This is a genomic window from Pyxidicoccus sp. M6, assembly GCF_055568925.1.
The window spans coordinates 12720797-12740377 of record NZ_CM145714.1 but is presented as its reverse complement, the minus strand read 5'-3'; the positions used below and the strand labels follow the sequence as shown (position 1 = coordinate 12740377).

Sequence of the window (19581 nt, the reverse complement as noted above, 5' to 3'; positions counted from 1 at the left end):
ATCGCCGGGCGGAGGTACCCGGCTCAGGTGGAGAAGATGCTATCGCCCGCCCTCCGGCGCACGGCATGGCCCTGGGGTGCATGCCGGCGGCCGCACCGGCGGCCCGAACGAGCGTCGAGCCGCCGGTGTGCTTCACGTCACGGGAGGCTCAGGGCACTCGCCGAGTCCAGCCCCAAGTCGTGCTCGTCTCCGTCCAGGCGGCCGTCGACGTCGCGGTCCAGGCCGATGCGCACGCCCGAGCCCGGAGGCACGCACGTGTACGTCATCACCCCGTTGCCCAGGACGACGGCCAGCCGCAGGTCCGACTCGGCGACGAGCGGCCATGTCTTCCGGTCACCCTTGAAGCGCCCGTTCCCGACGTAGAGGAAGCCCGCGTCGTAGTCGGAGACCCGGCCCTTCGCCACCAGGTCGCACTCACCGGCCTCCGCGCGCTGGCGCAGCAAGGTGATGCGCGGGCTCGCGACGTGGGCGTTGCCTGAGGTGAGCGTCACCTGCTGCCCGACGATGGGAGCGAGGTTGCTCTCCAGGACGAGCATGTACTGCTCCATGTTCTTCTTCGCGATGCGAGCCTCCTCCGTGTGAGGGATGCCCGCCGGGTTGAGCAGGCTGAGGTCGAAGTCGCTGCCGAAGCGGAACAGCGTGGGGATGGTGCCGTCGCTGTTGTAGCCGAAGCCGCGCACCTGGTCGCCGAGGAACGCGTCCGGCGGCACCGTGGCGCCCGAGGTGAACGCCACGCCGAACATGCCGACCTTCTGGTACGCGTTGCGCAGGTGCGGCACCTTGGGGAACTGCCGGCCCGCGTCGAAGCTCGAGCGGCCGTCCGAGCCGAAGAAGCCCTTGAACTGGCCCTCGGACGGGTTCGCGTTCGGGTCCACGCGGTGGCAGACCTCGCACGAGCCCTGGAAGGTGACGGTGGTGCCGAAGAAGAAGTCCCGGCCCGCCTGCTGCTCCGCCGTGAGCGAGTTGTCCAGCTTGCGGATGGGGTTGGGCGGGTACATCACCTGGAGGATGAAGTCGGTGAACTTCTGCATGTCCTGCTCGGGGAGCTGCGAGCTGCGGCCGAGCAGGTCCATGAACGCCGGGTTGAACTGCTTGAAGGCGGCGCCCTCGTTGAAGGAGCCGCTGGCCGGCTGCGAGCTGCCCTCGGTGAAGCCGCCGTTCCTGTCTCCGCGCCAGTGCATGGTGCCGTGGTTCGCCATGCCGCGCAGGCTCTGCGTGGACATGGGGCCCTTGAGCGGATGGAAGGACGTGTCCTGGCCCAGCGTCGGGTCATCGCCGAACTCGGGCAGAATCGGGACGATGGGGCTCGGGTTGAGCTTCACCACGCCGTCCGGGTTGCCGAGGTCCCAGACGAGGCTGTCGAAGTCGCCGAAGATGTGGCAGCTCGCGCACGACGAGTCACCGTGGCTGGAGCTGTGCCGCGCGTCGTAGAGGAACGGCCGTCCCTGCACCACGCTCGCCGGCTCCGGGTTGAACATCGAGACGTGGGCCACCTCCTGCTTCGTGGCGGTGTTCACCACGGAGATGGAGTTGTCGAAGCGGGTGAGCACGTAGAGCCGGCCGCGCGCCTCGTCCAGCACGAGGCCCGTGGGGCCGCCGCCGGTGAGCTCAATCTGGTTGGCGATGCTCGGCACGAAGGCGTCCGACTCCAGCGCCGCCGTGGAGTACACGCCCAGCTTCGAGGAGCCGAAGGCCGCGACGTACAGCGTGGCGCCGTTGGACGTCACCGCCATGCCCGTCGGCTGCGCGAGGCTCGTCTCGCTCTCCAGGTTTGGCACCGGGGCGCAGCAGACGTTGTAGTTGATGTGCTTGTTGAGGTGCCGGGGCGCGACGCTGCCCGGGCCGCCCAGCACGGTGATGCGGCTCTCGGCGATGTGCCCGCGCAGGCTCTTGCCCGCGAAGGTGCCGGGGCCCTCGAAGCGCAGCTCATTCCGCGCCTCGGTGTTGCTGACGTAGACCTTCCCATTCACGGGGTTGACGGCCATGTTGAACAGGATGGTGCCCACGCCCGTGTAGAAGCCCGAGCTGCCCGGGAGCTGCACGGGCGGATTCGCGGTGGCGGAGATGGCGAAGACGTCCTTGTCCGGCAGGTTGAAGCGCACCTTGTCCGTCCACGGGCGCCCGATGGCGTCCAGCCAGTCCTGGCCGTTGTACTTGAGAATCATCGCCACTTCGGGAGCGGGCACGCCCTGGAAGTTGGTGTTGGGGCCCGGGAAGCCGCCGGCCGCCTCGCCGCCGTCGGGGATGATGCGCTCGGCGAGCACGGTGGTGCGGTTGCCGGAGTGGAACGCCGCCGCGTACACGCGCGAGCCGTCCGGTGACACCGCGAGCGCGCGCGGCGTGTCGCTGAACAACCGGACGATGGTGAGCGGACTGCCGCCCAGCGTGTTGCCCAGGTTGTCCGCGTCGAATACCCAGACATCCGCGCGGCCAATGCCTGGCGTGGTGAGCTGCGGGTCGAACGGCGCATTCTGTCCGCGGTGCGCGGCGGTGATGAACGCGCGCTTCTTGCCCGGGCCCGCGAAGACGATGTCGCGCGGCTCGTCGCCCACGAGCAGCGTCCGCGTCACCGTGCCGCTGCTGCCACTCCCGTCGACGCGCACCACGCTGACGCTGTCGGACAGGTGGTTGACCACCCAGACCTCGTCATTGCTGCGCGCCGCGACGGCCACCGGCTCCAGGCCCACCGGCACCGAGCCGCGGTGCGTAAGGCCATTCGAGCCAACGCTGAAAATTTCCAACCGGTTGTCTGGCGTGTTGGTGGCGAAGAGCAGCTTGCCATTCGGTGAGAGTGCGAGAGGTCGAACCTGACCGCTTTCGAAGAGTGTGAATGAAGCCGCCTCTGCTGCATTTCCTGCCATGAGAAGCAATATCAACAGCCCTGCTGTAATCACAGAGCGAACGACTGGGTGATGCGGGAAGAATTTTGCGTGCATGAGCCCCCCTTGATGTCTGGCTCCGTACTTGAGTGCGCCCGAGAGGATAGGGCGGTGTGGGGAACTCGACTCCCGTGCGGCGGTCCATGTCAATAGGGGATGGTCAACAGTAACTCGGTTGTCGCAGTGCGGCATTGCATGACGCCGCCCGCTCGAGTGCAGCGTCAGGGCATTGGCGACGTCACCCGGATTCTTCGCGTTGGCGAGGTCCTTGAAGGGCAGCTCACCCGAGGTGGTGTACTTGTCGAAGGCGGTGCGCCCCTCCTTCTTGGAGAGGTCGAACTCCGCGGTGCGGAGCTTGAAGAGGCGACGGGCACCGGCGCTGGATGAGTCTCAAGGGCCGGGGGCCGTGTACGCTCCGGCCATGACTCGCAGTATTACCTGGCGCTGGTGGCTGGCCGCCTTCGCCTACTGGTCGCTCTCCGGACTCGCCGCCGCGAGCGAGGCGCACGACGTGGGCGGCGACACGTGGAAGCACGCGCTGCTCACGTGGGGCGTCGCCAACGTCCTGTGGACGCCGATAACCATCGCCATTCTCTGGTTCGGGCTGCGCTTCCCGCTGGAGCGCGGGCGCCTGGCCTCACGCATCGCGCTGCACGTCGGCGGTGCGCTCGCGGCGTCGCTGTTCCGAGCGACGGCCATCTACGCGATGGAGCCGTGGGTGGGCTGGTACAGCCAGCCTCCCGCCTTCATGGACGTGCTCACGCACGCGCTGCTCTACAACCCGCTGACGTACCTCCTCGTCCTCGGCGTGGCGCACGCCGTCTACTTCGCGGACCAGGTGCGGCTGAAGGACAGCCAGCTCGCCCGCGCGCAACTGCACGTGCTCAAGGCTCAGCTCCATCCTCACTTCCTCTTCAACACGCTCCACTCCATCTCCGCGCTCGTGCACAGAGACCCGCGCGGAAGTGAGCGGATGATTGCTCGGCTGAGCGCGCTGCTGCGCACCACGCTGGAGACGGCCACGCGCGAGGAGGTGCAGCTCCAGGACGAGCTGCGCACCCTCCAGCTCTACCTGGACATCCAGGGCGTGCGCTTCACGGACCGGCTGACGGTGAAGCAGGAAATCGACTCGGAGACGCTGGCCGCGCACGTGCCGCACCTCGTCCTGCAGCCGCTGGTGGAGAACGCCATCCAGCACGGCATCGCCCCGCGCTCCACGCCAGGCACGGTGACGGTGGCTGCGCGCCGCGAGGGGCCCGTGCTGCTTCTGGAGGTCCGCGACGACGGCGTGGGCCTCGATGCCGCCTCCGCGGAGTCGGGCAGCGGCAGGGGGCTGTGGATTACGCGCGAGCGCCTGCAGCAGCTCTACGGCACGGACCACCGGCTGGAATTGCGCGACGCGGATGGGGGAGGTGCCCTGGTGACGCTCGCCATTCCCTTCCGCACGGTGCCGTCCGCATGACGCTCCGTACCCGTGTGTTGATTGTCGATGACGAGCTACTCGCCCGCGAGCGGCTCAAGGAGCTCCTGTCCGAGGAGCCGGACATGGAAGTCATCGGCGAGTGCCGCGACGGCCGCGAGGCGATTGCCGCCATCGAGTCGGCGCGTCCGGACCTCGTCTTCCTGGACGTGCAGATGCCCGCGCCCGACGGCTTCGGCGTCCTGCGCGCGGTGGCGTCGGAGAAGCTCCCCGCCGTCGTCTTCGTCACCGCCCACCGCGACTTCGCGGTGCAGGCCTTCGAGGCGAACGCGCTCGACTACCTGCTCAAGCCGTTCGACCAGGAGCGCTTCCGCATGAGCCTCGGCCGTGCGCGCGAGCGGCGGCGGACCTCGCCCACGGAGCTGTTGGAGCGGCTGGAGTCGCTCACGCTCCAGCGGCCTCAGGCTCCGATGCCCGCGCCGGCCGCGGCTCCGGAGAAGTACGCGACGCGCCTCATCACCAAGGTGGGGTGGCGCATCCGCTTCCTGCGCGTGGAGGACATCGACTACCTGGAGGCGGAGGGGAACTACGTCTCGGTGCACATGGGGAAGCAGTCGTACCTCGCGCGCGAGACGATGAACGCGCTGGAGGCGAAGCTGGACCCGGCGACGTTCATGCGCGTGCACCGCTCGCTCATCGTGCGGCTGGACCGCATCGACGAGGTGGAGCCGCTTCCTCCGGGCGAGTACGTGCTGCTCCTGCGCGACGGCACGAAGCTGACCACGGGCCGGAGCTACCGGGCGAAGCTGCAACAGGCACTCGATTTGCCGTCGTGACGAGGGGCCACATGCGGGGCTCCACGGTTCATCACCGGACCTCCACCGTTCGTCACATCGGCGTCGACCCCTGAGCGGTGCGAGGGCGACTGTGTCTCCAACAAAGGAGACGTCGCATGCACCTGTCGCTCAAGCCGTGGTCCATGTCTCTCGTGCTCGCCGTGTCGTCGCTCATCATGGCGTGCAATCCGCCCGAGCCCCTGGAGAAGGACGAGGCGTGGGGCACCCAGGAGCAGTCCGGTGACGCGGAGAAGTGGGGCCGCCCGTCCTGCGAGCCGGGCGGCAGCATGTTCGCGCCCGGGGAGATTTCCCTGCCGGAGCGCTCGGAGTACCGGCTGTCCATCTCCGCGGATGGGAAGACGGCGTACTACCACGTGGACCACGAGGCGCCGCCGTATCAGACCCTCTACGAGACGCACCTCGTGAATGGCCACTGGACGCCCGGAGTGGTGGCGCCGTTCTCCGGCACGTTCCAGGACTCGGACCCGTTCATCGCTCCGGATGGGCAGTCCATCTACTTCTCGTCCATCCGCCCGGTGGACGGAGTGCTGCGCGACGACACCGACCTCTACGTCGTGCGCCGCGTGGGCAACGGCTGGGGGCCGGCCGAGCACCTGGGGCCCAACGTCAACAGCACGCGGCAGGAGTTGTACGTGAGCGTCACGTACGACGGGACGCTGTACTTCGCGAGCGGCACGTTCGACTCGGACTTCGAAATCTACCGCTCGGTGCGCACGCGCAACGGCTACGCACCGGCGGAGAACCTGGGCCCCGGCGTGAACAGTCCGGACACGTGGGAGTACAACCCGTGGGTGTCTCCGGACGGGAAGCTGCTGGTGTTCGCCACGCTGAACCGGCCGGATGGGTACGGACTGGGTGACTTGTACGTGAGCTACAACCGCCACGGGACGTGGTCGCAGGCGGTCAACCTGGGCCCGGCGGTGAACACGGAGAAGGATGAGTTCCACCCGTTCGTGAGCCGCGATTTGCGCCAGCTCTACTTCGTGCGCCAGACGTGGAACCCGTTCGTGCCGTCGGACTTCTACCAGCTCGACACGCGCTGCCTCTTCCGCTGAGCGGGGCTGGCCGGTGGGGCGCCCACGTCAGGGGAGAGCGTGGGCGTCCCGCCGGGTTGTCGCACGGCGGGTCTTTAGCTACTTCCCCGAAGCTGTTCAGAGCGAGAACAGGTAGGGGCGCGGCTCGGGGACCCGCTTCACGCGAAGGATGTGGCTCTGCTCCACGGCCATCCGGGGCACCGCCACGGGCCGGGGAATGCGGAGGAGGCCGGGCACGTCATCGCTGGAGAAGACATACCGGCCCTGCTTGTCTTTGCGCGTGCAGCCCACCTCCAAGAGGAGGTGGTGCTGGATCTGCTCGGGGGCCGTGGTCCCCCAGTTGAACTTCGCGAGCGCGTCCGCGGTGAGGCCATACATCTCCGCGACGCTCTCCAGCGTCTCGCCATCGGAGACCTGGTGCTCGGCGATGCGTGCCAGCACGCGCGTGGACGAGGACTGCTTGCCCTTGCTGCCCGCCTTCGAGGGCTTCTGCTGCGACCAGGGGCCACCCGTCCGCACCAGCGCCAGCGTGTTGTCCAGCGTGGCGCCGTCCAGCACGGACAGCACGTTGGCCGCGCCCTGGGGTACGTCCTTCAGGTCGATGCGGCCCTCCGAGTCCGTGGTGGCCTGCTGCTCGGACTCGTCCCCGAGCTGGATGCGCAGCTTGATGCCGGAGATGGGCACGTCCGTGACGTCGTCCACCACCTGCAGCCGCAGCCACAGCGGCTCCGTGTCCACGACGGGCGGCGCCACCTCGGGCACCTCCCCGAAGTGCGGCGCAACGGTCCGCTCCGGCAGCGGCGCGCGGGCCACCCGGAGGAGGCCGAACGAGAACAGCACGCCCGCCTGCCTGGCGACCTCCTCCACGCTCAGCGTCGTGAAGGGCCGCGCGGTGAGATGACCGTGCGAGTAGACCAGGTCCCGCAACACGCGCAGGTTCCGGTCCTCCCGGGCCCACTGGAGCAGGCGGCTCTCGAGCGTCCACCCCCGCCCCACATTCACGAGCTCATGGGCCTCGGGAACCGGGTCCTGCATTTCGAGAATCACATACTCGCGCAGGCCATCTCGCAAACGGTGACGAAGGTTCATGGTGGGTGAGGCTCGAGACAGACCCTGACATGCCCGTCTGACAAATGTCGATGTCGCATGAGAGGATTCATGCGGGAGTCACGCCGCACCCCTGCCAACTCGACAGGATTTCCGGTAGGACGGTGCCAGAGGGGTGCGTGCAGGTGACTGCAAAACGAGGAAGCCTCGCCGGTCTGTCGGTTTTGTTTGTGATTGCTGCTTGCTCTCGCGGCGAAGGCATGAGCTGCGGTGGGGCGAGGCAGACCTCCGCCCTTCAGGACGGTGGAAGCACGGCCGCGGTCACCGCGGCGGCTCCCGAACCCAAGGACCCGGCCGCGCGGCTCGAGGCCACCCGGCAGGCACTGGCGAAGCAGCCCGGGGATGCGGCCGTCCAGGACGCCTTCGAGCGCGCATGGCTCGACGTGGAGTTCCTCGCCCTCGACGAGACGCTGAAGGGCCACAAGGGCAAGGCGGCACCGCTGGACTTCGGTGACTGCGCGGGAGCGCCCGCGAAGGACTGCATCGCCCGGCGCATTGGCGGGCGCTACGACAGCACGTGGACCCGCGCCGAGGTGCGCGACACGGCGGTCCTCCTGCTCGTCTTCCACGGCCGCTCCGACCATGAAGAGGATACGGAGTCAGGCAACGAGTTGGTCGTGTTCCACGGCAGGCGGGTGTCGGAGCCGGGCGCACCACTGAAGCTCGACTTCGTCTCCCGGAGGCTGTCCAAGACCTCGGACGCCGTGGGCACCGCGCTCGGGCGGCGGGCGGTGGCGCCAGACGCGAAGGACGGCGACATCCTCTGGGGCATCCGCTTCGAGCCCCTGGACCCGGAGTCCTTTGCCCTGGTGGATTCGCTGCCGGATGACTGGGTCGGGCTCTACTCCACTGACAAAGGAGACAGGGTGCACGTGGGGGTGCCGGGAGCGCGGGACCACTGGTACATCCTCGAGGAGCCGGGGCTCCGGATGGCCTGGCTCTCGTGGTCGGAGCGGGATGGCCGCTTCGAGCCGCTCCTCCAGGTGACGAAGCGCGGGAGCACCTACGAGCTGGGAGAGGGCAACCGGCTCTACTGGAAACCGAAGTCGGAGCCCAGGGGCTACCTGGCCCAAGGCGCCGAGGAAGGAAAGGGAGCGCCGTACATCCCGGCGGCGAACGTGGGTGACTACCCGTCCGACGACCCGCCGCCCTCCCAGGACGAGGACGAGATTCCGGAGCAGGACTGGTCGGACGCGGAACGTGCCCTGCCCGAGGAGGTGCGCCGCGAGCTGGCGGCCTGCACGTGGCACAAGGCGAAGGAGCTGAAGCCCGGCCTGTACGAGGCCCAGTGCGGCTGCGGCAATCCCTGCGGCTACTCCACCTTCGTGGACGTGAAGGGTGGGCGCGTCTCCAGCGCCTTCTGGTTGCCCGTGGGAGTGGACGCCCGCGCAGAGCGCGTCGCGCTCTCCACCGGGGGGAAGATGCCCATCCGCATCGTCGGCATGTTCGACGAGCGCGAGTGGATGGTCATCCGCCGGCCCGCGGGCGACGCGACGGAGCTCTCCCAGGTCGCGGAGGTCACCTTCCAGGGCAGCCGGGTGCGACTGAAGTATCCCGACCGCCGCTGGGAAGACGTCGAGGAAGTGGTGACGCTTCCGAGGGAGCCCCGGTGAAACCCTCCCACGCGCGTCGAAGGAACGGACGATGAAGCAGATGACCCGCCGGCTCTCCCTCTGGTCCGCCTGTCTGCTGATGGTGGGCTCCGCGCCGACGTGGGCCCAGCAGACTCCGGCCAGCGGGCCGCTGTTCATCCAGGGCTCCGAGGTGAACCTGCGCGAGAAGGCCGCCACCAGCGCCAAGGTGGTGGGCAAGGTCACCATCGGCACCGAGTGTCAGCACGTGAAGGACGCACCCAAGCAGTGGGTGCGCATCAAGTGCGGTGACGTGGAGGGCTTCACGCTCAAGTCGCTCGTCGGCGCCCAGAAGCCCACGGCCGAGGCGCTCCTGGCGCAGGCCGAGGACACCACCCTGGAGCTCCGGGTGCGCCTGGACGCCGCCATGCGCGCGGCGACGCTTGCTCCGGACAACGAGCAGGCGCTGAAGCTGCTTTCGGAGCGCTTCTTCGACGTCAGCTTCGACCAGCTCGCCAAGGACCGGGAGACGCGCCGGAGGAAAGGCGGATTCCGCGAAACCCTCAAGGTGCTGCGGAAGGTCCTCTTCGACATCCCGGTCGTGAAGCGGGAGACGGGCCAGGCAGGCGTCGTCCGGGAGCTGGAGAAGATTGAGTTCGACTGGCACCGCATCGAGTTTCGCGACGATGGTGCCTTCGTCAGCGCCATGTACCGGGGCGATGCGCTCGTCGTCCATGCCGGCTATTTCGGCTCCATGCACTGGACAGAGATTGACGATGCTGACGAGGATTTCCTCGTCAGCATCGTGTCGCGCAGCAGTTCTCAGGTGTCAGAGGTGCTGAAGCGCGCGCTGCGGCAGGGCGCACGCACCGCCCCACCGGATGCGAGCAGGTACTCCGCGCTTCATCAGGAGTCCCCGGACATGCCGGTGCTGAGCCTGGAATCCCTCCAGCTCTACCTGTCGCTGCCCGACCGCTGGTACGAACTCTCGAAGAGGCCCTCGGGTAAGCGCTTCCTCAACGTCGGCTGCGGACTCAAAGGCGCCGAGCTCCGTGTGGACCTGTACCGCAGGGCAAGCATCTGGTGGCACAAGCTTATGGGGCCGGGGGAGTCCAACGACGAGGTGTGGCGGGTCGCCGATATCTCCAAGACCGCCACCGGCTTCCAGTTCCAGTTGCGAGACTCGAGTGGATTCCAGAAGACGCTGACGCTCACGTGGCCCACGGCCGAGGCCAACGTGGCTGTCTGGGAACTGAATCCCCACGGAACACCCGCGAGCTACCTCGCCGCGAACAGGAAACACCAATTCGAGGTCGATGACACCTCGTGCAGTGAGGATGAGGGCCCGTAGCGCAGCACGGGGCCGTGCATCAGCGGTGCCTCGCGGGAAGCTGGCACGGCAACCCGGAAAATCACCTCGTTACGAATACGCAGACGACGATGTCCCCATCACCCCAACTGCCTGCCGTCCCACACCCTGAGCGAAGTCCTGGAACCTGGAGATGCGGGGCTGTCGCGGCCCTCTGGGCATGAATAGCCGCGCGGACGGAGCCGTCCTTGACGCAAGAACGGAGCATCCATCACGCTCTGAGCTCCTCCCACGCGCGTCGAAGGAACGGACGATGAAGCAGACCCTGCGCCGGCTCTCCCTGTGGTCCGCCTGTCTGGTGGTGCTGGGCACCACGCCGACGTGGGCCCAGCAGGTCTCGTCGGGCGGGGCCGTCTTCATCCAGGGCTCCGAGGTGAACCTGCGCAACAAGGCCTCCACCAGCGCGAAGGTGGTGGGCAAGGTCACCATCGGTACCGAGTGCCAGCACGTGAAGGACGCGCCCAAGCAGTGGGTGCGCATCAAATGCGGCGACGTGGAGGGCTACACGCTCAAGTCGCTCGTCGGTGCAGAGAAGCCCACGGCCGAGGCGCTCCTGGCGCAGGCCCAGGACACCACCCTGGACCTCCGGGTGCGGTTGGATGCGGCCATGCGCGCGGCGACGCTCGCTCCGGACAACGAGCAGGCGCTGAAGCTGCTCTCGGAGCGCTTCTTCGACGTCAGCTTCGACCAGCTCGCCAAGGACCGGGAGACGCGCCGGAGGAAAGGCGGCTTCAGCGAGACCCTCAAGGTGCTCCGGAAGGTCCTCTCCGACGTCCCCGTCGTGAAGCGGGAGACGGGCCAGGAAGGCGTCGTCCGGGAGCTGGAGAAGATTGAGTTCGACTGGCACCGCATCGAGTTTCGCGACACGGACTTCATCAGCGCCATGTACCGGGGCGATGCACTCGTCGTCTATGCGGGCGCCTACGGCTCCATGGATTGGACGGAGATTGGCAATGCTGACGAGAATTTCCTCGTCAACATCGTGTCGCGCAGCAGCTCCCAGGTATCAGAGCTGCTCAAGCGCGCGCTGCGGCAGGGCGCACGCACCGCCCCACCGGATGCGAGCAGGTACTCCACGCTTCATCAGGAGTCCCCGGACATGCCGGCGCTGAGCCTGGAAGCCCTCAAGCTCTACCTGTCGCTGCCCGACCGCTGGTACGAGCTCACGCAAAGGCCTTCAGGCGAGTACGTCCTCAACGTCGGCTGCGGGGTCAAGGGAGCCGAGCTCCGCGTGGACCTGCACCGTCGGGCGAGCGTCTGGTGGCACAAGCTCCTGGGGCCGGGAGAATCCAACGACGAGGTGCTGCGAGTCGTCAGTGTTTCCAAGACCGCCACCGGTTTCCAATTCCAGTTGCGAGATTCGAGTGGATTCCAGAGGACGCTGACGCTCACCTGGCCCACGGCCAAGGCCAACGTGGCCATCTGGGAAGTGAATCCTGACGGAACGCCTGCCAGCTACCTCGCCGCGTACAGGAAGCACCAATTCAGGCTCGACGAGTCCGCCTGCAGCGGGGACGAGTAGCGCCGCGGGTGTCGTGCCTCAGAGGGGGAGTGTCGTTGCATGGGGCTCAAGCGTCAGTTCTACCTGAAGGAAGACAACGAGGGTCTCGGCGTCGACGAGAACATCGTGGAGAAGCAGGGCGATACCCTCCTGCGCGTCTTTCCCGTCGACAACTACGAGTTCCCGGAGGAGGTCAAAAGCAAGGCTCGGGAGTGGCACGTCCTCAGGGTCCCGCTCCTGGGGCAGCAGATGTTGCCCAAGCCGGAGCAGGCACCGGACTGGTGCGGGCGGACCTCCGCCTCCATGCTCTACAACTACTTCCAGCTCATCAAGGGAGGAGACCCGCGCCAGCACTACATCACGCACTCGCGCGCGGGAGACCCGGAGTGCCGGCTCGACCTCCGGTATCCCGGGGGAGAGCGCGCCTTCTTCAGCCCCCCCTACGATGACTCCCTGCCGAAGCGGGGCTGGACCATCGCGGCCAAGGGCAGCTACGAGATTCAGTCCAACACCGGATACCAAGCGGACGGCGAGGTTCCGCGTCCCCTCGGCGAGATCTTCCCCGCCCAGGGCACGCGTCCCGCGGGCGTGGGCGGCATCCTGCGCTATCGAACCCCCGAGAAGCCCACGGATGAGGTCGGCAACCTGCTTCCGGATGGAATGCGGCACGAGGCCGACACCATCCGGAGCAGCGAGGAGCGCGCGCGGGAGCGCTTCGCGCACCTCATCGACTGCCTGCGCGCGAACAACCCCATCCTCATCTACACGGGCATCGGGTTCAGGAACGAGGATGAGAATGCCGACCCCCGTCACATCATCGTCATCTGTGGTTACTGCATCCTGGAGGTGGGGGGCACGCGGCAGCTCTGGCTGGTGACCGCGGACCCCTCCACCAAATTCGGGCTCGCGAAGGCGTTCCTCCCCGCGCCCAATCCCGAGAGGAAGGTGGACCTGTTCCAGAAGCTCGAGCCCCACCATGCGCTCTTCCGGATGCGCTCCGGCGTCCTGGACAAGAAGTACGGGCTGAAGGGCTTCGCCTCCTTCAACCTGGTGCGCGCCACGGCCTTCTTCGAGAAGAACCCGGAGGTGCGGAAGACGACGTACGACCGCATCCTGGACCACTCGGATACGCGCGGCGGGCGCTACGCCTGGCGCGACAAGCGGACCGAGGTCCCTCCCGAGGTGGTCGACAGCAGCTTCAGCCGGCCGAAGTACAGCTTCCCGCTGCGCGGCAGCGCCGGCACCAGCCACCCCTGGCAGAACTATTACAACAACGAGTCACTCGACACGGGCATCGGCGGCTACTACGTGCTCGGCCTCCAGCGGAACCTGCATGGCGGCGTCCATCTCTTCCCGCCGCCCCACCTGGAGCTCGCCCCAGTCAGCGCCGTGGCCCCGGGCTATGTCGTCGCGGCCCGGCTTCCCGGCCCGCACTCCACGAGCCTGATGCCAAGCGTCGCCGAGGCGCTCGGCAACTGGCCGGGCTTCGTCCTCCTCCGTCACGAGCTGGAGGAGCTCCCCGAGGGCTCGACGGCCCATGCCCGCAAGGGCGCGTTCTACACGCTCTACATGCACCTGCGCTCGCCGGCGTACCCGGCCGCCAACGACCCGAAGCAGGCCCGGAGCGCGGAGCTCACCGGCTACTTCAAGGACGTGCCCTGGTTCAGGAAGCTGTACCAGCAGCGCTTCGGCGCCTGGGTCGCCATCGCGGAGGACGCGGGTGCGCCGCCCGGCACGCTGCGCTGGTCCGCGGGGCCCGTCGACAAGGAGGACCGGAAGCTCGCGGAGGCGGGCTCCACCACGGGGGGCAAGCAGTACGAGGTGCTCGCGGAAGGTAGCTCCACCGAGTCCATCACCATCCGCACCGGAGAAGGCCGGGTGCTGTGGCTCCACAAGCCTCCCCCCGGAAACCTCCAGGCGGCGCTCGAGGCACTGACGAGCGGCAAGGTGGTCACCTTCGAGGAGCCCTTCTTCCCGGTGAAGACCGGAGACGTGCTCGGCTTCGCGGGCCCGCTCCCCGGCGAGCGGGCCACCCCCGCGCCGAGCTTCCAGGTGCCCGTCGACCCGGACGTGCCGGGCCGGCGCAAGCAGTTCACCCTCCGCTCGGGCTTCCTCCACTTCCAGCTCTTCTGCCCGGAAGGCGAAGAGGAGAACGGCATCCGGCTGCTCGAGGAATTGGTGGCGCGGCTCGCGCTGGGCGGCGAGACGGCATCCAGGTTCGTCGAGGTGAAGGAGGACCAGGAGGACAACTTCCTGGAGGTGAGCGAAATCGAGAACCACCTCAAGACGGCCCTCCCCCGGGAGGACCAGAGCGCCTTCTCCGAGGCCACCGCGAAGGTCTTCCAGGCGGCCAGTACCATCCAGCGCAGCAGCATGAACTATGGGGCGGTGGTCGCGTCGATTCTCGACAAGAGCACCTCGTTCGCGCCCGAGGGCGAGAAGCCCGACTGGAGCTCCCCGTGCTGCCGCTTCGCCTACCCGCTGAAGCTGGAGGTGGAGCCCCTCTTCCTGCCGAAGCCCGAGCAGAACACCCAGGTCACCGGGGGAAGCTACAAGCTGGAGCTGTGCTTCGAGCAGGAGGTGAATGGCGCGTGGCTGCGCATGGAGTGCCCCCGGGGCGGCTGCGGCGGCAGCGATGAGCTGGGCCGGAAGGTCTGCAAGCCGGCGGTCCTCGAGCTGGACGCGAACAAGCTCGCCTCCGTGAAGGATGGCGTCATCCCGCTCTCGCTGAAGGTGCCCGCCATGGCGGAGCGGATGACCCTGACGGCGAAGGAGGGCTTCTCCATCGAGCAGTCCTCCTTCTCGTTGGAGGGCGCGGATGGCCGCCTGTTCGCGCAGGGAGTCACCCGGCGCTGGCGCAACGTGCGGCTCGTCCAGAAGAACGAGTGGACCTCCGACAACGTCCAGACCGTGCTGCAGAAGGTGAACGACGCGCTCGGAATCGAAACGGAGGAGGCAGCGAAGAAGAACGTGGCCGAGATTGCCTGGTGTGACCCGGCGAAGGAGGCGCACATCGCGCGCGTCCCGCCGCTGGGTACCGGGGAGCCTTACAAGCCGGAGCCGAAGCTCTTCGCGGACGGCGGCTGGCTTGCTCCCGCGGGGAAGCTGGAGAACCTGCACCCGGTGTCGGGGGTGTGGCTGCTCAACGTGCTGGACAAGCAGAAGAAGGCCCGCGTCCGGGACGAGTGGCCCGTGCCCGTGTTCCGGCAGGAGGACCCGCGCCCGCTGTGCGCCGGGTGGGTGGCGAAGAAGGACGGGCTGCGCGTGGGCGACATGGCCGCCGCGGTCGTCATCGACGAGGACTTCGGCTACGACCCCCAGAACCGCGTCACGCTGCTCGCGCAACAGGGGCCGCATGAGCTCGTGCTGGCCACGGGCCGCGAGTTCGGTCCGGGTGGCAACATCGTCCAGGAGGTCCAGGCCTCCTTCTGGGGGACGTGGAACCTGGTGGTCGCGGACACGGCCAGCCCCCCACAGGCCCTGGAGCCCAGGTCCCAGCCCCCCTTCCTGGCGCGGACGGTCTCCGTGCCCCGGCCCAGGCTCCAGGGGGAGCAGGCGGTGGGCGAAGCCGTGGTCACCGAGCGCCCCCAGCGGCAGGCCGACGGGAGCTGGCGCTGGCGGCTCGCATTCGAGGGGCCTGCACCCAAGGAGCTCTCCGGGTTCCTCCTGATGCGGACCGACACGAGCAACACGGGCCCCGGGAGCCCCTACCCGGAGCGGGTGCTGCCCATCACTGCGCGCTCGCTCACGAGCGTGGAGGTCCCCGCCATCGACAAGGGCCTGTTCGTGTTCGGCGAGGATGCCCGGAAGGACTTCATCGTCGACCTGACGGAGAACGGGACGAAGACCTTCGAGGGACCGACGAGGCTGTACATCGTCGATGGTCACGTCCGGTACCGGGACTGCTACCAGGCCATGGACATTCGCCTGGGCTGGGCGCTCGTCAAGGGGCTTCGCCAGCTCGCGAAGAAGCTGAAGCACAAAATCAAGCTGACGTATCTGAGCGCCGACGGGCATACCTGCCACATCAAGAGCAGCGAGGACCTCCAGCTCTTCGAGGCCGCGGAAGCGAAGCGGGTGATAACGCTGCAAGATGGGGCCGTGGAGCTGCGGTTCGAGCCCGCCGTCTGCGATGACCCGAAGCTCGCCGCCTCATGCGTCTTCGACGAGCAGCGCCAGACCCTGCTCAACACCCGCCTCACGGCAAGAGACCTCGAGCTCGGCCCGCTGAAGTTCAAGGACTACCACGCGCTGTACCGCGAGAAGCACAAGGTGAACCTGCACAAGGGGCTCGCCGCGGCGCTGTGGCACGTCGAGAAGGCGCTCGGGCCGAAGCTCGCCCTCGTCATCGAGCGAATCGATGAGTCAGGCATGAGCTGCATCATCGACGCTTCCGGGAAGGGCGTGGTGGACCGGGTGCACGCGGCGGCGGCGGCGGCCGGCGGCGGCTTCGAGGTGACGGAGGCCGACCCCACGCGGAAGTCCCGCCTGCGCCTCACCGTCAATCCCTTGTCAGCCAACTGGATGGTGGCCAGCTTCCACCCGGACCGCATCTTCAACAGCCTCAACCAGGGTGAGCTGGCCCCCGGTGTCGAGCTCTTCTACTGGTTCGAGTTCGTGGCCCTCAACGGCCAGCCGCTCCTGTACCGCCACCCCGGAGAGAACACCGGCGAGGCGGACGGCTCGCTCACCCTGGCGGAGCTCGAGGCGCTGAAGGCGAAGACGGCCGAGCCCATTCGCGCCACCCACGCGGAGCCCGGCCGGTACCGGAAGGTGGCCTTCCAGGGCGCCCTCGGCTTCAAGCCCGCGCCGAAGACGGGAAGCTGCGAGCTGGAAATCTTCGCCATCGCCCGGGGCGCGCCCGAGGACCTGGCCCGCTATACGGCCACCTTCTTCCGGATGTCGGCCAAGGAGAAGTGGGAGCCCCTCAAGGGCTTCACGAAGCTGCGGCCGGAGAAGCTCGAAATCCACGGGGAGAACACCACGGCGGACTGGCTGCTCGCGGCGCGCGTCCCCTTTCCGCAGGGGCCTGTCACGGGCGCGACGAAGTTCAAGTGGGAGCTGGCCGCGGCCGAGGGCTCGGACTGCGAGCCCCGGCAACTGGAGGCGGCGGGCGAACATGACTTCACGCCGCAGTGGGTGGACGACCTGAAGGTGGAGCAGGTGGGCGACAAGCTGGAGCTGCGCTGCCACGGCAAGGGGCTCGAGGTGCCCGTGCCGGGCCTGACGACCAAGGCCGCATGGAATGTCGCCCGCGAGTTCGAGCTGGCCGTCTCCCCGGAGGAGGTGGACCCGCACGTGGCGAGCCTCAAGCCGAAGCTGTCGGACCACATCGAGTACGCCACCCCGTCCTACCGGGCGAAGCGCGGCGGCTGCGACCTCCAGGGAGACTTCGTCGCCAGGGTGGACCTCAAGGCGCTCAAGCCGGAGGTGGCCTACACCTTCACCCTCCGGCGCGTGGACAAGCTGCCCGTGCGGCAGACGGTGATGCCCGAGAAGAGCGCGACCTTCACGCGCCCGCCGGAGCCCCCTCCGCCCGACCCGGAGGTGGCCGCTCCACCCGACACGGAGGCCGCCCCGATGCCCGACTCGCGGCTCCCCCTGACGACGCTCGACTCGCCGCTCGAGGAATAGACAGACATGGCACAGACCCAAGGCACTCCCGCGCCGGAGTCACACGGCGACTGCCAGTTCCCGCTCGGCTATGACGGTGTCGTGCGCATCCGCGCGGCGCCGCACCTGGTGCTCACGCCCAGGCCGCAGAGCCAGCCCACCCTGCTGGGCCTGGAGAACTGGCAGGTGATGGTGGGCGGCGGTTGCGAGAACCTGGCCTTCAACATCCCCTGCCGCCTCGAGTGGATTGTCGGCAGTGACAGCTTCGCCGAGAAGCGGCTGATGCACCGGCGCGAGACGTGCCTCGTGCCGAACGGCGACAGCTTCCTGGTGCGAGAGAAGAAGGGAGAAGGCACCCAGCCGCTGACGGTGTCCGTCTTCGAGCTCGGGCTGCTGGGCACGGGCAGCCTGGGCTTCCGGGTGGAGCCGCTGCTGTTCGGCAACCCGGGCTTCGAGGTGAAGCCCGGGGCCACGGCGTCCATTCCCTTCGACCTGGCGGCGCGCATCGACTTCGGGCTCGCGCTCGAGGAGATGACGTTCGGCTGGCTGCCCGACTTCATCGAGCGCAACGTCCGGAGCCAGCGGGTGGGTTCGGTCATGCAGCTCAAGCCGGACTTCAGCCCCCTCTTCAATGGGCTCATGGCCACGGTGGACCTCTACCCCACGCCCGTCGAAGGCGTGCCGCCCGACAAGAGCGCGACGGTCCACATCGAGTGGGAGATTGGGAGTCCCGACGCGAGCCAGGCGCTGCTGTGGCGCATTGGCTACATGGCGGTCCAGGGCAAGAAGGGCGAGGTGCTCGAAAACCGGCTCGCGGCACTCGGGAACATGGAGTCCTCCGAGGCGCTGTCGTTCCAGTACCAGCTGAGCGTCTCCAAGAAGCCCCCGGCCCCGCCGCCCCCGCCTCCCGAGCCGCCGAAAGGCAAGAAGGCCGGCAAGACGCCACCGCCGCCACCACCGCCTCCCGTGGAGCGGATGAACGCGGACCCGCGGCTGGCGCTCGTGGTGCCCCGGCCGCGCTTGAAGACGTTCGCGGTGTCGCTGGACGACGGCAAGCTGGCCGTCCGCGGTGAGTTCGAGAACTTCAGCGACTCCGCCACGCTGGACCTGACGGTGAAGCCCTACGTCCGCGTGCCCCAGGGCGAGGGATGGCGGGTGGAGGAGCTGGATGACCATTTCCGCAACCTCCTCGAGAGCAGCCACAAGCAGGCGAGCTTCCCCCTCCGGCACACGGAGAAGCAGTTCGCGGCTGTCAACGTCTGCCTGCCGGACGATGTCTCGACGCTGCTGTCGGAATTCGAGACGGTGTCGGTGTCGCTGGAGAAGGGGGCCTTCGAGCGCGAGCTGTTGGACCTGAAGCGGCTGCCGCGGCACTACGTGAAGGTGCTCGAGCAGGCCGAGGGGCTTCAGGTCTTCGCGGCGATGCGGCCCACGCCGGTGGAGGGTACGCGGGAGCTGCCCTTCTGGGCGTTCGCGGACTACGAGGCGAGCGAGCCCGGCGGCGCCAGCGGCTTCGCGGCCTTCGAGGGGGGCACGTTCGTCTCGCGGGTGCTCGCCACGGGCGTGTGCACGGCGAACACGGTGGACCTGTCGGGCACGGTGGCCCGGCTCATCTCGCCCATGCCCGTCGTCCCGCCCGAGCTGCAGGAGGAGTTCACGCTCTTCGTGAGCACCATCTGCGGCGAGGCCATCGGCCAGAGCGAGCCCGCGTGGGAGGGCGTGGCGCACGCCATCATGAACCGCGTGGCGCGCAAGTACGAAATCTGGGCGGAGTGCCTCACGCCGACGGAAATCATCAAGCGGACGGGCTTCGACGGCCACAAGCATCCGAATGCCGACCATGCCCGTGCGTACCTGAAGTCGCCCGCGACCGCGTCGCTCCTGTACCGGGACAAGGTCGCACGGCTCATCACCGCCGTGACACCCATCTACATGCGCATGGCCGGCGACAACTGCGGGGACGTGGTCTTCTTCTACAGCCCGGAGGCGCAGAAGGCGCTGCACCAGAAGGACCCCAAGAAGTACACCAGCGAGATTCCCGCCTTCGTCGAGCAGGACCCGGGAGGCAAGAAGGAGTTGGTCGAAATCACGTCCAAGGTCCTCGGCGACGTGAAGCACGACTTCAAGTTCTACGCCTTCAAGCGCCCCGAGCAGAACCGGCGGATGACGCTGGAGGAAATCGAGCAGGCCAAGGCGAAGCGCGTGGCGAAGAAGGCGTAGGGGCCGGGAG

The 19581-nt window shown here is 68.1% G+C and carries 10 protein-coding genes; 8 read left to right on the top strand and 2 right to left on the bottom strand.

The genetic code is table 11. From position 1 onward, the window contains the following. Positions 1–137: 137 nt before the first annotated feature. A complete protein-coding gene (locus ACVTJA_RS50295) occupies positions 138–2936 on the bottom strand; it encodes a YncE family protein (RefSeq protein WP_465831779.1) in 2799 nt (932 codons plus the stop codon). 364 nt (positions 2937–3300) lie between these two features. Here ACVTJA_RS50295 and ACVTJA_RS50290 point away from each other — a divergent pair, with 364 nt between their 5' ends. The 3 genes from ACVTJA_RS50290 (at position 3301) to ACVTJA_RS50280 (ending at position 6211) form a co-directional block, all read left to right on the top strand. Beyond that, complete coding sequence (locus tag ACVTJA_RS50290; protein WP_465831777.1) at positions 3301–4341, top strand: sensor histidine kinase; 1041 nt, start codon at positions 3301–3303, stop codon at positions 4339–4341. Next, complete coding sequence (locus ACVTJA_RS50285; protein WP_465831775.1) at positions 4338–5135, top strand: LytR/AlgR family response regulator transcription factor; 798 nt, start codon at positions 4338–4340, stop codon at positions 5133–5135. Before ACVTJA_RS50290 ends, ACVTJA_RS50285 begins: the two co-directional genes overlap by 4 nt. A gap of 116 nt (positions 5136–5251) precedes the next feature. Then, on the top strand, positions 5252–6211 hold the full coding sequence (locus ACVTJA_RS50280; protein ID WP_465831774.1) for a TolB family protein: 960 nt from the start codon (positions 5252–5254) through the stop codon (positions 6209–6211). Positions 6212–6307: 96 nt separating this feature from the next. On the opposite strand, the gene ACVTJA_RS50275 is transcribed toward ACVTJA_RS50280, so the two are convergent. Beyond that, the gene (locus tag ACVTJA_RS50275; protein WP_465831773.1) at positions 6308–7279 is read right to left on the bottom strand and encodes a LysM peptidoglycan-binding domain-containing protein; all 972 of its coding nucleotides are present in this window, start codon (positions 7277–7279) and stop codon (positions 6308–6310) included. 218 nt (positions 7280–7497) lie between these two features. On the opposite strand from ACVTJA_RS50275, the gene ACVTJA_RS50270 reads away from it, so the two are divergent. The 5 genes from ACVTJA_RS50270 (at position 7498) to ACVTJA_RS50250 (ending at position 19571) form a co-directional block, all read left to right on the top strand. Next, the gene (locus ACVTJA_RS50270; RefSeq protein WP_465831771.1) at positions 7498–8910 is read left to right on the top strand and encodes a hypothetical protein; all 1413 of its coding nucleotides are present in this window, start codon (positions 7498–7500) and stop codon (positions 8908–8910) included. Positions 8911–8941: 31 nt separating this feature from the next. Further along, positions 8942–10219: an SH3 domain-containing protein gene (locus ACVTJA_RS50265; RefSeq protein WP_465831769.1), complete on the top strand. Its 1278-nt coding sequence runs from the start codon at positions 8942–8944 to the stop codon at positions 10217–10219. Between the two features lie 271 nt (positions 10220–10490). After that, positions 10491–11759, top strand: a complete 1269-nt coding sequence (locus ACVTJA_RS50260) for an SH3 domain-containing protein (RefSeq protein WP_465831767.1) — start codon at positions 10491–10493, stop codon at positions 11757–11759. 39 nt (positions 11760–11798) lie between these two features. Beyond that, a complete protein-coding gene (locus ACVTJA_RS50255) occupies positions 11799–17372 on the top strand; it encodes a hypothetical protein (RefSeq protein ID WP_465831765.1) in 5574 nt (1857 codons plus the stop codon). Between the two features lie 6 nt (positions 17373–17378). Then, positions 17379–19571 (top strand): hypothetical protein, encoded by a 2193-nt coding sequence (locus tag ACVTJA_RS50250; protein ID WP_465831763.1) that lies wholly within the window; start codon positions 17379–17381, stop codon positions 19569–19571. Positions 19572–19581: the final 10 nt, after the last annotated feature.

What these genes read in the sequence shown, in the direction of transcription:
- ACVTJA_RS50295 (WP_465831779.1), bottom strand. Translation starts at nt 2,936, where the DNA reads ATGCACGCAAAATTCTTCCCGCATCACCCAGTCGTTCGCTCTGTGATT.
- ACVTJA_RS50290 (WP_465831777.1), top strand. Translation starts at nt 3,301, where the DNA reads ATGACTCGCAGTATTACCTGGCGCTGGTGGCTGGCCGCCTTCGCCTAC.
- ACVTJA_RS50285 (WP_465831775.1), top strand. Translation starts at nt 4,338, where the DNA reads ATGACGCTCCGTACCCGTGTGTTGATTGTCGATGACGAGCTACTCGCC.
- ACVTJA_RS50280 (WP_465831774.1), top strand. Translation starts at nt 5,252, where the DNA reads ATGCACCTGTCGCTCAAGCCGTGGTCCATGTCTCTCGTGCTCGCCGTG.
- ACVTJA_RS50275 (WP_465831773.1), bottom strand. Translation starts at nt 7,279, where the DNA reads ATGAACCTTCGTCACCGTTTGCGAGATGGCCTGCGCGAGTATGTGATT.
- ACVTJA_RS50270 (WP_465831771.1), top strand. Translation starts at nt 7,498, where the DNA reads ATGAGCTGCGGTGGGGCGAGGCAGACCTCCGCCCTTCAGGACGGTGGA.
- ACVTJA_RS50265 (WP_465831769.1), top strand. Translation starts at nt 8,942, where the DNA reads ATGAAGCAGATGACCCGCCGGCTCTCCCTCTGGTCCGCCTGTCTGCTG.
- ACVTJA_RS50260 (WP_465831767.1), top strand. Translation starts at nt 10,491, where the DNA reads ATGAAGCAGACCCTGCGCCGGCTCTCCCTGTGGTCCGCCTGTCTGGTG.
- ACVTJA_RS50255 (WP_465831765.1), top strand. Translation starts at nt 11,799, where the DNA reads ATGGGGCTCAAGCGTCAGTTCTACCTGAAGGAAGACAACGAGGGTCTC.
- ACVTJA_RS50250 (WP_465831763.1), top strand. Translation starts at nt 17,379, where the DNA reads ATGGCACAGACCCAAGGCACTCCCGCGCCGGAGTCACACGGCGACTGC.